Below are 13,493 nucleotides of genomic sequence, written 5' to 3'. Positions count from 1 at the left end.
GTTCACCTCCGGGGGACAATGATACGCCCGCGCTCCTCACCCGTTTCCCGGTGCCGGCTGGCCGCCTGCAGGCTCTTTTCCACCAGGGCCAGCAGGAAGGGGTGGCTGTCGATCTCCGCGGAGGCGGCCTCCCCGGGGCCCGGCCCGTCCGCAGCCTTATCCTGACCCGCTCCCAATGCCAGGGCGGCCGCCAGGGCCAGCCTGGCGTTGCGCTCCTCTTTGCGCCGGTAGAAGTAGTATGCCATGTCCTCAAGCCGCCGACGCCAGGAGGACAGGCTTTCGGGCGGGAAAAGCTCGCGGACGGCCTCGCCCAGAAGCTGACGATACCGCGCGCGCGCCGTGGCCGGGTCGACGATCAGGGGGCTGGACGCCATCTCCTCATGGCGTTCCACCCACCGGGCAACCCGGTCAGGCGGCAGCACCCAGCTCCCGATCTCCTCCGTCTCAAGCAACCGCGGGGTACTGGGCAGGAGGTCAGGATCCCACTTGATGGCCAGGGGATCCAGCACCCCGTAGGCGGGGTGAGGCACCTCCTCCGCCGGCCGCCCCACGGTGCGCACCACCGCCTCCGCCACCCCCCGCTCCCCGGGATCATCCGGCATCCCGCGCGAGGCGGCCTCAGCAACCGCACGTTGAGCGTAAGGTACCGGGCATTCCACCATGCGCAGTTCCGGCCCCGCCAGGTCCCTCATCACCCGCTTCAGTTGACCCGGACTCATCTCGGTGAGCTCGGCCTGCACGATCCCCTCGTCACCCAGTAGCACCCTCGTAAACCGGGCCCCGCCCGAGGGGCGGTCGACCAAGCAGACCACCATCTTGTAGCCGTCGCGGTCAACCCAGGAGATCAGCGCCCGCGTGGGACCGGTAGCAGCCAGCGCCGGCTTGGGCGGAGGAATTTCCACCCCCGCCGCCCGCAGCCGGTAGAGGGCCCGCCGGGCCTCCTTGCGCAGGGCCGGAGGACCCGCCTCTTCCACCAGGCGCAGGCGCTGCGCCGACTCCGGCGTCTTCTCCGCGGCCAGGGCGCCCACGGTCCGCCGGGCTTCATCTTCGGGCAACTGCATCAGTTCCTGCAACCAGTCAGGCAACCCTTCCATCCGTGTCCTTCCCCTTTTCTACAGCGGCCCCGAGGATGCCTTACGGAGACGGTTCATGATCGCCCGCCCTAATCCCTCCTCAGCATAAGGCAAGGCGAGGATGACGTCCACCCCCAGCCTTTCCAGGTCCCGCATGGCACCGAACAGGCGGGCCGCAATCTCCCGGGGGCGGCTCCGGCTGCCCACCACACGCACCTGCCAGGAGGCGGGAATGAGCGGGGCTTCCTCCTCGGCCACCAGCACCCCCACCCGGCGGCCGGCTTCCTCCAGCCGTTTTCCTTCGGCCAGCAGACGGGCAAGTCCTGCCGGCGGCAACTCTGCCGCCAGCAACAGGGGCACCCGGGGAGCATAGTGCCGGTACTTGGTGCCGGGCGAGGGGGCCGGCCCGGTCCCGATTTCGCCCGGGGTCAAGTCCCTCACTTCACCCAGTACCTCCACCAGCATCTCCGCCGTCACCCCTCCCGGACGCAGGATGACGGGAGGATGGCGAGTGAGGTCCAGCACGGTGGATTCCACTCCCACCCCGGTGGGGCCGGCATCCAGGATCATCTCGATGCGGCCCCCCAGGTCCTCCAGCACGTGGTCCGCCGTGGTGGGGCTGGGCCGCCCGGAAATGTTGGCAGAGGGACCCGCCAGGGGGCACCCCGCCTCCTGGATGAGGGCGAGGGCCACGGGATGGTCGGGCATGCGGATGGCCACCGTATCCAGCCCGGCGGTTACCTCGCGGGGGACCCGCCCGGCCGCCGGCAACACCAGGGTGAGGGGACCCGGCCAGAAGCGTCCGGCCAGCTCAGCCGCCGCCTCCCCCACCGCCACTGCCCCCTCTCTTACTGCCTCCCCGACCGCCCGCGCCGCCCGCTCACTGCCGCCGGCGCGGACACGGTCGCCGGTGCCCCAGTCCACCAGGGCCCAGGCCTGCTCCACCGACGCCACGTGCAGGATGAAGGGGTTGTCCTGCGGGCGTCCCTTGACCAAAAATAGCTTCTTCGCCGCCTCGGGATTGAGCCCGTCGGCACCCAGGCCGTAGACGGTTTCAGTCGGGAAGGCCACCAGGCCTCCGTGCCTGATCACCCGCGCCGCGCGGGCAACCAGCGTGCGGTCGGGCTGCCGGGGGTCGACTTTCACGACTTCCGTGTTCACGGACATCCCCCGCTTGCACATTCCCGTCCCCGGGGGTGAACCGGCGCGTGACCCACCACCACGCGGGGAATCCCGGCCAGGTCTTCTCGCACCGCCATGTCGACCAGGTACCGGGCGAAGACCTCCACCACCGCCGGGGCCCGCCCCGCCCCCACTTCCACCGCCAGAAAACCCCCCGGTTCAAGAAGTTCCACCGCGGCAACCAACTTCCGGTAAGGGTCCAGAGGATCGGGCCCGGCGAACCACGCCTCCCGGGGTTCGTAGCGGACCTCGGGGTCAACCTCCTCCCCCTCGCCGACGTATGGAGGGTTACACAGGATGGCCGCATATGGCGCCCAGGGACGCAGGGGCTCCGGCCCATCGCCCTCCACAAACGTCACCCGCCCGGCCACACCGTGACGGCGGGCGTTTTCCCGCGCCACCTCCAGCGCCCCGGGCGACACGTCCGATGCCACCACCCGGCACCCGGGCAGATAGTAAGCCAGGGAAACGGCGATTGCCCCGCTTCCCGTGCCCACATCCGCCACCCGCACCGTCCCCCCGCCCGCGCCATCGGCAGTCCCCCCGCCGGCGCCACCACACCTGCTGGCCGGGCCGGCCGCGTACCCGCGCAAACGAGCCAGGGCTTCTTCTATCAGGATTTCCGTTTCCGGGCGCGGGATGAGGACCCGCCTGTCGACGAGGAAGCCGAGGGACATGAAGTCGCGCCGCCCCGTTATGTAAGCAAGGGGCTCCCGCCGCGCCCGCCTCCTCACCAGCCTCCAGAAGGCTCTCAGTTGCTCGGGAGTAACCTCCCTGTCCCCCTGCGCGTACACTCCGGCCCTGTCCGTGCCCAGGACCTCGCCGAGCAGGATGGCGGCATCCGTGGCGGCGCCGGCCACCCCGCACCGTTCCAGCCACCGGGTAGCCCAGGCCAGGACCTCCCGGACGCACCACGCGGTCACCGCCCGGCCACCGCCTCTTCTCCCCGCAAGCGCTCGGCCTGGTAATGGGCGATGAGGGCATCGATGATCTCGTCCAGGTCTCCCTCCAGGATGCTCCCAAGGCGGTAAAGGGTGAGTCCGATGCGATGGTCGGAAACCCGGCCCTGGGGGAAGTTGTAGGTGCGGATGCGCTCTGACCGTTCCCCCGTCCCCACCTGGGCCCGCCTCTCCTCATCTACTGCGTCCTCCTGCTGCTGGCGGTAGAATTCCTTGAGGCGCGCCCGCAGGACGCGCATGGCTTTCTCCCGATTCTTGTGCTGGGAACGCTCGTCCTGGCACGTCACCATGATCCCGGTGGGCCGGTGGATGATGCGCACGGCCGACTCGGTCTTGTTCACGTGCTGGCCGCCCGGCCCGCCGGCACAGAAGGTGTCGATGTGCAGGTCTTCGGGGTTTATCTCCACATCCACCTCTTCCGCCTCGGGCAGGACGGCCACGGTGGCCGTCGAGGTGTGGATGCGCCCGCCCGCCTCGGTCACGGGGATGCGCTGGACCCGGTGCACGCCGCTCTCGTACTTGAGCCGGCTGTACGCGCCGTTTCCCTCTACCGCGAATACCACTTCTTTGAAACCACCCAGGTCGGTGGGGTTGGCGCTGAGCACTTCGGTTCGCCATCCCTTGGCCTCTGCGTAACGGGTGTACATGCGGTAGAGATCGGCGGCGAAGAGGGCGGCTTCCTCTCCCCCGGTGCCGGCGCGGATCTCCATCACCACGTTGCGCTCATCGTTGGGATCACGGGGCAGAAGCAGGATGCGGATCTGCCGGTCCAGTTCCTCCTGCCGCTCGTTGAGTTCTTCCAGTTCTGCCTGGGCGAGCTGGCGCAGTTCGGGGTCCGACTCGGTGCGCAGGAGTTCATGCAATCCCGCCCGCTCTTCCTCGACCCGGCGGTACTCCCGGTACTTTTCCACCAGGGGCTCCAGGCGCGCCCGTTCCCGGGCCACCTCCTGCCAGTCGCCCCGGCGAATTACCTCCGGGTCGGCCAGCATGGCCTCCAGTTCTCGATATCTTTCTTCCACAGATGCAAGCTTATCTTGCCAGCGTGCCATCGCCGTCCCCCCGGTCCAGCACGGCCTCGAGTGCGCAGATGGCGACCTCAATCTGACTGTCGTCCGGCTCCCTGGTGGTGAAGCCCTGCAGCCACATCCCCGGCCGGGCCAGAACGCGGGCCAGGACGCCCGGGCGGGCCGAGAACCTGATCCCCTCATACGCCACGCCCGCCACCAGCGGTAGCAGGGCCAGGCGCGAGGTCACCCGCCAGAACAACCCCGGCCAGCCCAGGAAGGCAAAGCAAAGGATGCTGACCGCGGCCGCCACCAGCAGGAATGCGGTACCGCAACGGGGGTGGAGCCGGGGCTGCAGCCGGGCCCATTCTACCGTCAGCGGGCCACCCGACTCGTAGGCCCATATCACCTTGTGCTCGGCGCCATGGTACTCCAGCACGCGCCGGATCTCCCGGATGCGCGAGATGGCGGCCACGTACCCAATCAGGATGAGCACCCGAACCAGGCCCTCGCCCAGGTTCAGCAGCCAGGGTTGGGCCGCCGCCCGTCCCAGGGGCGCCACCACCCACGTGGGCACCAGGATGAACAGTACCACTGCCAGCACCACGCTCAGGGCCAGCGTCCCCGCCATCTCCGCCTTGCCCACCCTCTGGCCCTCCGCCTCGGCAGCTTCGCGGGCGGAAAGGAGCAGGGACGACACCCCCAGTACCAGGGCCTCCCCCAGGGCAACTGCACCCCGGATGATGGGCCACTTCAGGTAGGGACGACCGCGGGCCCAGCCCGCGAACTCCTGAGTGATGACTCCCACTTTCCCGTCAGGACGGCGCAGGGCCACGGCTATCCGCCCCGGGCCCCGCATCATCACACCTTCGATGACCGCCTGACCGCCGTAGGTTGCCCTTTCCAAGGGTCTCCCCTACTTGGCCTCCACCTTCTCCGGAGTATCCCCGATCCGGGTTCCCGTCTCCTCGGCCTCCGTCTTCCCGGCCCGGTCCTCGGTCTTCCCGTACTTGCGCAAGAACCGCTCTACCCGGCCGCCGGTATCCACCAGCTTGTGGACCCCCGTGAAGAAGGGGTGGCACTTGGAGCACACCTCCACCCTCACGCTCTTCTTGGTGGAGCCCACATGGTATACGGCACCACAGGCACAGGTGATGGTGGCCATATGATATTCCGGATGAATCTTGGGCTTCATGCCGCACCTCTTTCTGCCGTGTCCGCACATACCCGCCGCCTGCGGCACAGGCCTCGCCGTCAGCGACACACCCGCCGGCTGCGCGTGACACGCGGGCAGACACACAAATAGGCCCGCAGGCTGCGGGACACTCGAATTATAGCACAGCGCCGGCCCTGCCTTCAATGCGCGGGGGCAGGGCGGGCAGATGCGGCGTTAGCCGGCGCGGCGGGCACGGGCGGCCGCGGCGGCCCGCTCGGCCTCCATGCGGCGGGCACGGGAGAGCCACTCCTGGGCGCGCTGGTCCAGGTGACGGGCGATATCGCCTCCCAGGATGGATTCGGCCCCGGGGTGGGTGGGATGGGCACCGCTTTCCGCCACGATGTCCCGCAGCGCTGCGGGGGCGTCTATGATGGGACAGGGCGCCCAGTGGGTGTCGTTGAAGGGCTGGCGCTTCTGGTATGCCAGGAAGATGGGCGACCTGAGCACTTCCACGAGGGGTTTGTCCATGATGTTGTCCACCGCAAAGTGGGCGAAGGCACACGGCTCGACCTCGCCGGCGGCGTTTATGAAGTAATACCTGCCTCCGGCGATGCAGCCGCCGGTAATGTGACCGTCGTTCCAGAAATCGGCCAGCAGGATGGGCTTGGAGCCGCGGATTTCGGGGACGCGGTGGGCCAGCCACTCCCGCTGCTCGGGCGTGATCATCAGGCCGGGGTCCGGGTCGCGTCCCACCGGCACGTAGTGGAAGCTCCAGCAATACACCACACCTTTGTCAATGAGGAAGTCTATGAACTCGTCGGCGAACAGCTCCTCCACGTTTTCCCTGGTCACCGTGAAGGATGCCCCGAACAGAACCCCGCGTTGCCGCAGGCGGTCCATGGCCGCCATCACCTTGTCGAACACGCCGGGGCCGCGACGAGCATCGGTGGTGTCCCGCCACCCTTCCAGGCTGAAGCAGGGAGAGACGTTGCCTGCCTCGGCGAGCACATCCGCCACCCGGTCGTCGATCAGGGTCCCGTTGGTGTACACCATGAACGAGATATCCGGGTGCTTGCGGAAAACGTCCAAAATGTGCTTGTAGGCGAATGGTTCTCCGCCCGACATAACGATCCAGTGCATCCCCAACCGCTTCCCCTCATTGAGGATGCGGTCGAGGGTTTCAAGAGGCATGGTGCGGGGCTGGTACTCACCCGCCCAGCATCCCTGGCAGCGAAGGTTGCAGGCCTCGGTGGGATCGATGAGCATGAACTGGGGGAGGTGAACCCCGAGACGCTTGCTCATTCGTTGGCGCAGCCGGTTCCCCACGAACATGGTGTCCAGCACCCAGTTACAGATCCATCGCTGCAGAAAACGGGGATTGCGCTCCAGTTCCCGCAACCGCCGACGGGCGCGGGGATCGGACATGATGCGCGATACCAGGACGTCTATGGTATGACGGTCATGGGCGCCGGGTGCCAGCCGCTTAAGGAGGCTCACCAGCCGGGCGACATTTTGTTCCGGATCACGGCACAGGTAGCCCACCAGCAGGGTAACTCCCAACCGTCCTGCCACCCGGGTGGTGGATTCGATCACGCTCATCCTGCTCACCCCCAAGAAACCCCGTTATCACAAGAAACCCAAAAACGCTGGAAAAAAATAACCTATGCCGATAACTCACCAGAGAAATCCTGACCCCAGACCTCCCGGATAGCAGTCAGGGTGAAGTGACGCAGGTTTTCTTTCCCCTGCTGCCCCAGGGAGCTCACCTCCTGCTCAAACACAGGCAACCTGTCTACTAACTGTCTATGCAGATCGCGGGGCAAACCATGCTGCAGGAGCAACCCCGCCAGCGCCCCCGCAAAGACAGTGAGCCCGGCATCGGCTCCCATGAGCCAGGCAAGGAGGGAACTCAGGGCACTGGACGCTTCTACCCCTCGCACCACCGCCCGCAGGGCCAGCAACAACGCCAGGGTGAGCACAGCGCAGAACATGGCGGGCTTCCTGGCCCGGGCGAGTTCGCCCACCACCTCCTGCAGCACGGTCCAGACGCCCCTCTCCCGGATGTCCCGCTGCAAGCGGTGCAGGCGCTCCTCCCACCACTCCCCTATTTCGGCTCCATCGTCCGATGGTGCGGGCTCGTCCACCCGGTCACCCCTCCCGGCAGCACCCGTACCGGCCGAGCCGGACACGGGCCTGAACAACACCCGGCACCTGCCCACCAGCGAAGGTTCGGGACGCTGCTCCCTCTCCACCCGCAGAAACCCCTTCTGGGCCAGGGAAGAAAGAATGTCGTACGCCGTCCAGCGGCTGACCCCGAGACGGGCTGCCACCTCGCTGTAGTGAACCCCCTCCCCGTGGCGGGAGAGATCGTGTACGACCTCGAGAAACTCTGCCTGTCGCGCGGTAAGCGATCCGCCTCCGCTGTGCTCCACGGTACCTCTCCTCATGTCTCTCTGTTCACGATGTTACCATCCCACTCCCGACGCCGTCAACGCTTCTCCAGTGCCGCGGGGGCACCGTCAGCAGGAGGGGGCGAGCGCGGCCTGGGCCCTGGCCCAGTCGGCCAGGAAACGCTCAATGCCCACGTCGGTCAGGGGGTGGCGCAGCATTTGCATCAGGACGGCATAGGGGACGGTGGCGATGGGAGCCCCCGCCTGGGCCGCTGCCACCACGTGCATGGGATGCCGGATGCTGGCGGCGATCACCTGCGTGGGAAAACCGTACTGCCGGAATATGGCAACGGTGGTGCGGACCACGTCCATCCCGTCGGCGCCCACGTCATCGAGCCTTCCCACGAAGGGGCTCACGTAGGTGGCACCGGCCAGGGCGGCCAGCAGGGCCTGGTTGGGCGAGAATACCAGGGTAACGTTGGTGGCGATGCCCTCTCCGGACAGGATCTTCACCGCCCGCAACCCGTCTTCGGTTATGGGGATCTTGACCACCACGTTGGCAGCCAGGGATGCCAGGTGCCGGGCCTCCTCCACCATGCCCCGGGTGTCCCGGGCCAGGACCTCGGCGGATACGGGGCCGGGGACCAGGGCGCATATCTCCTTCACCACCTCCGGCAGGGGCCGCTTCACCCGTGCCACCAGAGTAGGGTTGGTGGTGACCCCCGAAACGACCCCCAGTTCCACGCCCTTCCTGATTTCATCCACGTCTGCCGTGTCCAGGAACAGTCTCATTCGCCTTCGCTCCCTCCGCTAAGCAGTTCCTGCAAGATAAGGTGGTGGCGGTCCCACAGGACGCCACCCCGGGAAGGCTCTGCAGTCATGCGGTAGCCGGGTGCCGCCACGGGGATTACGGTGCGTCCCTCCCAGAGGGCGTAGGAGCAACTCTCCAGCCTTATGTCCAGCGGCACCATCTCGCCTTCCGGAAAGACGGGCACCAGCACCTCCCCGTCCGTCACCTGGTATACGCGGCCGTTCACCAGGGCCCTGAGTTCTACCTTACCCATCTCCGCCGCTTCGCGAACGTGCAGGGCCACCCTGCCGCCCGTGCTCGGGATGAGGCCGGGTACAACCTGCGCAATGACCTGGGGGTAACCCCGCTGGACGATCACGGGAACGCCACCCAGGCTGCGCCCGGCCACGGTGTCGTACACCACCAGCCGGCCAGCGTAGAACCCCTCCTGGGCGGGAACTCGCAGCACGAGCGTGGCCGACCATTGCCGGCCCAGCTCTCGCCCGGCGGGCTCGTCTTCTACCGTAACCTGTCCCTGATCGGTGAGAAACCCGTAACAGAGCCGGGCATTGACCGGGTCAGCTGTTCCCTCCACTTCCACGTAGGCTACATACTCCCCCGGAGGGGGGAAGGACAGCGTGATGCGTTCCTCACCCAGCCCGGGCCACGTGGACCGCGCCATCTCTTCCCATTCTCCCGAAGCAGGATTCCGACGGTAGAGGTACAGGTTAAGATCCGCACCGGAGGGCACCACGTCGCACAACTGCAACCACATCTCCACGGCGTCATCGGGGACGATCGGTAACTGAAATACCGCCGGCTCACTGCGGGTGGCAGTGAGGGTGGTGGTCTGCCTCTCCTCGGTAGCCGCCCCGGCCCGCGCCAGTCCCATCCCGCGCAGGCATCCAGTGAAAAAGTCGTACTCGTTCACGGCCTGTACGGGCACCCTCACCTCGGTCTCGGGTCCGGGCGGTACCCAGACCCGCAATTCCGCGGGGGTTACCAGCACCGCCTGCAGGTCAACCTCCAGGGAGTACAGGCTGCGGTCCAGACCGTAGTACGATAGCGAGGGCGCACTCTGAACCACTACCTCCCACACCCCAGGCTGGGGGAATGGCACCTCTATCCGGGCCTGAGCTCCCGAAGCACCGGCACCCACGTAGCCGGTCACCGCCTGGCGGCCGCCGTCAGGCCGGTAGACGTGGAGGCGCACCCGCCCCCGGTATCCCCAATCCCCGCGCGGAACGGCCACCGTCAGGCGCAGGGAAGCAGCACCGGCGGGTATGCGAAAGAAGTAGCGCTGCCACCTGGCCGGCGCCAGTGACCCAGACTGGTAGCGGCGCAAAGGAGCCGGATTGCCTTCTTCGTCCAGGCCCAGGTACTCCGGCACCACCAGCGTGGAGAGGAACGCGAAGCGGTCCCGGGAGCCGTCCCGACCGCGCAGCTGGGCCGTATACAGACCGGGGCTACCGGGGATGCGGTATTCCACACCGAAGCTACGGCCCTCGAGGGGGTGCAGGAACAGGCGCTGCCGGGTCGGCCACACCCAGTCGGCGTCGCTCACCAGATCAAGGGCGACGGCATGCTCGCCCTCGTTGACGGCGGTGGCCTCCACCCGCCCGGGCCGCATCTGCCGCGCGTACACCCCGCTCTCCACCTCGGCGTACCCGGGGACGTCGGGCCGCAAGCACACCCCCGGATCCAGGTAGGCGGAAACCCGCACAGCAGGCGATCCCGGCCCCGCCAGGCGTTGCAACTCACGCCAGGTGCCCACGGCGTCCACCAGCCCGTACCCCTGCTCCACCAGGGTGTACCTGGGCAGGGGCCGCGCCCCCGCCATAACGGCCTGCCGCCAGCCGGCGGCATCCACCTGGTAGCCGGCGGCGTCGGCTGCCTGCCGCAACAGGGCCAGCATCCCGGCCAGGTACGGCACCGCCACGCTGGTCCCGTCCATGGGCTGGTATCCCCCCGGTACCAGCCAGCGCGGCACGCAGGAGGTGGCGCTCCCGGGCGCCACCACCTCGGGGGCCAGGGTGCCATCCACGCGCGGCCCCACCCCGCTGAAGTCCCACAGGCCCTCCTCGGGAACCCGGTAACCGAACTCTTTCTCCCACATGGCGGGGGACATGTATGCGCCCGTGATGAGGGTGGTGCGACCATCGCCGGGCGGGCTGGACGTACCCAGTCCGGGGCCGTCGTTGCCCGCCGCCACCACGAAGGTTACGCCATAGCGGTCGGCCAACTGGGCCATCAGCTCGGACTCGGGGGAGCCTTCCCAACTGGAGTCCCCCTTGCCCCCGGCGCTGATGCCGACCACCTGAGCGCCGTGCTCCGCGGCATATACCATCGCCTGCGCGATGGTGCTCCAGGACCCGTCTCCCGACGACCTGAGCGCCTTCAACGCCATCAGCCGGGCACCCGGCGCCGCCCCCTTGAGCCCCCCTGGATTCCAGGCGGCAGCCGTGCCCGCCACATGCGTCCCGTGACCGTGCCCGTCGAACCCCAGGCTAACCCAGCGCCCACCCGGGTCCAGATCCGCCAGCACGAACGGGACCCCCCGGTCTCTGGGGCCGAACCAGGCCACCCGGGGCAACTCGCCGCGCGACGCGGTCACCCGCAGGGGAACCAGGGGCACCTCATCCCCCAGGTCCTGATCCCGGTCGGTGTCCACCACCACCGTGTCGTACTGCCCCGCCACCACCGTATCCAGGGCAAAGACGGGGAAAACGTCCCCGCCGTTGCCGTTGCGGTTGAGGTCCTGCTCGTGGGGCGCATCGGCCTCGAGTCCGCCCTCGCGGAAAAATCCCCAGCGGTAAACACCCCCCACCGAACGGACGGCACCCAGGCGAAATACCCCCAGGGGCGTGGTCAGGCGATCGCCAGTCCCCCGGGCCTCGTCGGCAATCTCGACCCGTCCTTCCCCGGAAAAGTCGACCCAGTCCACCAGCTTGGGCGCCCCGTCCGGACAGGACTGCAGGTCGGGGTGGGCCGGGTCTATGCCCGTGTCGATGATGGCGATGGTGATACCCCTTCCATCCGGCCGCTGCCCGGCCGGGAACTGCGCCAGGAACTCTCCCAGCCGGATGGCTTCCTGCCCCTTCGCAGTGAGATCCAGACTCACGCGGGCCTCTTCTTTCCCGTCCGCCATCGGCCCCACCGGCCGGCCCAACCGCGGCACTCCGACCGTGGCCGGTTCTGCCCGGCCAGACTGCGCCACTTTCACCGCACGCACCGCTGTCCGGTCGGCCTGCGCCACCTCCGTAACCGTGCCCGGCGGCCCGCCACTCCGCGACGCCTTGAACTCATCGCGGACGTTTCGCCACGCCTCCAGGTACACCACCCGGCCCTTCCCGTCACGGGCCAGCCCCACCTCGTCCCCCGGCCGCAGGTCGTCCAGGCTGGCGATCCTGCCATCCAGGAAGATCGCAGCCCGGGGGAAGACTTCCACCCGCCGGGGCTCCCCCACTCCCGATTCGCCGGGCGGGGGCTGCGCCTGGCGGGGTATCACCACTACGGCTGTCTCCTCCCGGGCGGTCAGTTCTCCAGACAGGTCAATCCTGACCGCCAGCAACGCCCGCACCCAGCCGGAGGTCCACTGGCGCAGGGCGTACACCTGGTCGCCGGGCTGGAGCTCGCCCATGGCGGCGGCCCTGCCGTTTCGGAACACGGGCGCGCCGGGCAAAACCGGAAGGGGTACCCCCTCCCCGTGCAGGGAAAGGAAATACGCCTCTCCGGCACGCCGCACCGCCTGCAGCGTCCCCCACACCGTCACCAGATGGGCATCGACGAACGACACCAGACCTCGCTCATCCAGGATCAGTCCCACCTCGTCACCGGGAAGAAGAGAAGCCAGACCGACCCTGGCCCCGTTGCGGAAAACCTGCACCCCCGGCGCCAGCCGCAGTCTCACCGCCCCTTTATCCAGCCCCCCTGCGCCTGCGAGGCTCACGTCCAGGGCCCCTGCTTCCGACCGCGCCAGCACCCCGAAGAAGTCAAAGGCGGTAGCCCGCGCGTGCAGGGTGCGCACGATGAAGGCCGCCGCCTCGGCCCGCGAGGTCAAGGCAGCCGGCCGGAACGTTTGGTCTTCGTACCCCTCGACCAGGCCCCGACGCACCCCCTCCGCCACATACGCCGTCGCCCACCAGGGAATGGTAGCCGCATCCCGGAAATCGGGCAGCCCGGCTCCGCCGGTCCCACCCGCACCCGCGCCCGCCGCGGGGGCCAGGCCCGTACCGCCTGAGCCTGTGCTGCCCACGCGGCCAGGCTGACGGTCTCCCAGCCCCCGCACCAGGATGGCTGCCATCTCCGCCCTGGTGATGGGCACGTCGGGGCGGAAGGTGCCGTCCCCGTACCCCTTGACCAGCCCGAGTTCGGCCGCATGCGATATGTACACAGCGTCGGGCCGCTCCGGTTCCACGTCCAGGAACGGTACCGGAAGCCTTTCCGTCAGGGGTGCCTCCCCCAGCGCGAGCACCAGCATGCGGGTGAACTCCGCCCTGGTTATGGGCACGTCGGGATGAAAAAGCCCCCCGGCCCCAGCTTCCACCGCCCCCAGCGCCCAGAGCAAGGTCACATCCCGTTCCGCCCAGTGCCCGGCCAGATCCGCAAATACCGGCGCGGACGCAGGCCAGGAGGTCTCACCGCTCCCGACCGCCTGGGTGAGCCGGGCGGGCCTGCCACTGCCTGTCGGTTCGGCCCGCGCGACCTGTCCCGGGGCGGCCGCATATACCACACCAGCGATGAGCAGTACTACCACAAACAGGGAGATTCCCCTGCGCACCTGGCCACGCATCCGAGAACCCTCCACCGCCGGCCCCTGGCACCATGGATCAAGGACCGGGCCCGTATCACTTCGGCACCAGACGGAGACAAACCTGCTCGCGCATCCACACAGCCTTGCCGGCACGCTGCTACAGTCAATCACAGTTCCGCTCCGGGC

General features: G+C 68.3%; 10 protein-coding genes. All 10 read right to left on the bottom strand.

The window, feature by feature from the left end:
- Positions 1-2 precede the first annotated feature (2 nt).
- The 10 genes from AB1446_08080 to AB1446_08035 all read right to left on the bottom strand — a co-directional run bounded on the left by AB1446_08080 (position 3) and on the right by AB1446_08035 (position 13,346).
- A complete protein-coding gene (locus AB1446_08080; GenBank protein ID MEW6546857.1) occupies positions 3-1,094 on the bottom strand; it encodes a hypothetical protein in 1,092 nt (363 codons plus the stop codon).
- Between the two features lie 18 nt (positions 1,095-1,112).
- Positions 1,113-2,240, bottom strand: a complete 1,128-nt coding sequence (locus AB1446_08075; GenBank protein MEW6546856.1) for an L-threonylcarbamoyladenylate synthase — start codon at positions 2,238-2,240, stop codon at positions 1,113-1,115.
- A complete protein-coding gene (prmC, locus tag AB1446_08070; GenBank protein ID MEW6546855.1) occupies positions 2,231-3,178 on the bottom strand; it encodes a peptide chain release factor N(5)-glutamine methyltransferase in 948 nt (315 codons plus the stop codon). The genes AB1446_08075 and prmC overlap by 10 nt, the downstream gene beginning before the upstream one ends.
- Positions 3,175-4,263, bottom strand: a complete 1,089-nt coding sequence (gene prfA, locus AB1446_08065) for a peptide chain release factor 1 (GenBank protein MEW6546854.1) — start codon at positions 4,261-4,263, stop codon at positions 3,175-3,177. The genes prmC and prfA overlap by 4 nt, the downstream gene beginning before the upstream one ends.
- Positions 4,244-5,125, bottom strand: coding sequence for a DUF1385 domain-containing protein (locus tag AB1446_08060; protein ID MEW6546853.1), 882 nt, complete (start codon positions 5,123-5,125; stop codon positions 4,244-4,246). Before AB1446_08060 ends, prfA begins: the two co-directional genes overlap by 20 nt.
- A gap of 9 nt (positions 5,126-5,134) precedes the next feature.
- Positions 5,135-5,413: a 50S ribosomal protein L31 gene (gene rpmE / locus AB1446_08055; GenBank protein ID MEW6546852.1), complete on the bottom strand. Its 279-nt coding sequence runs from the start codon at positions 5,411-5,413 to the stop codon at positions 5,135-5,137.
- 195 nt (positions 5,414-5,608) lie between these two features.
- The gene (locus tag AB1446_08050; protein MEW6546851.1) at positions 5,609-6,973 is read right to left on the bottom strand and encodes a radical SAM protein; all 1,365 of its coding nucleotides are present in this window, start codon (positions 6,971-6,973) and stop codon (positions 5,609-5,611) included.
- A 62-nt stretch (positions 6,974-7,035) separates the two neighbouring features.
- Entirely contained in the window at positions 7,036-7,806 is a 771-nt protein-coding gene (locus AB1446_08045) for a helix-turn-helix domain-containing protein (GenBank protein ID MEW6546850.1), read from the bottom strand.
- An 87-nt stretch (positions 7,807-7,893) separates the two neighbouring features.
- A complete protein-coding gene (fsa, locus tag AB1446_08040) occupies positions 7,894-8,556 on the bottom strand; it encodes a fructose-6-phosphate aldolase (GenBank protein ID MEW6546849.1) in 663 nt (220 codons plus the stop codon).
- Positions 8,553-13,346: a S8 family serine peptidase gene (locus AB1446_08035; protein MEW6546848.1), complete on the bottom strand. Its 4,794-nt coding sequence runs from the start codon at positions 13,344-13,346 to the stop codon at positions 8,553-8,555. The genes fsa and AB1446_08035 overlap by 4 nt, the downstream gene beginning before the upstream one ends.
- Positions 13,347-13,493: the final 147 nt, after the last annotated feature.

This window comes from Bacillota bacterium (assembly GCA_040757085.1).
Taxonomy (GTDB): Bacteria; Bacillota; Sulfobacillia; order JACIYH01; family JACIYH01; genus JACIYH01.
This window is presented reverse-complemented; position numbering and strand designations above follow the sequence as displayed.

Coding starts and splice junctions, on each gene's coding strand:
- AB1446_08080 (MEW6546857.1), bottom strand. CDS start 1,094: ATGGAAGGGTTGCCTGACTGGTTGCAGGAACTGATGCAGTTGCCCGAA.
- AB1446_08075 (MEW6546856.1), bottom strand. CDS start 2,240: ATGTCCGTGAACACGGAAGTCGTGAAAGTCGACCCCCGGCAGCCCGAC.
- prfA (MEW6546854.1), bottom strand. CDS start 4,263: ATGGCACGCTGGCAAGATAAGCTTGCATCTGTGGAAGAAAGATATCGA.
- rpmE (MEW6546852.1), bottom strand. CDS start 5,413: ATGAAGCCCAAGATTCATCCGGAATATCATATGGCCACCATCACCTGT.
- AB1446_08050 (MEW6546851.1), bottom strand. CDS start 6,973: ATGAGCGTGATCGAATCCACCACCCGGGTGGCAGGACGGTTGGGAGTT.
- fsa (MEW6546849.1), bottom strand. CDS start 8,556: ATGAGACTGTTCCTGGACACGGCAGACGTGGATGAAATCAGGAAGGGC.
- AB1446_08035 (MEW6546848.1), bottom strand. CDS start 13,346: ATGCGTGGCCAGGTGCGCAGGGGAATCTCCCTGTTTGTGGTAGTACTG.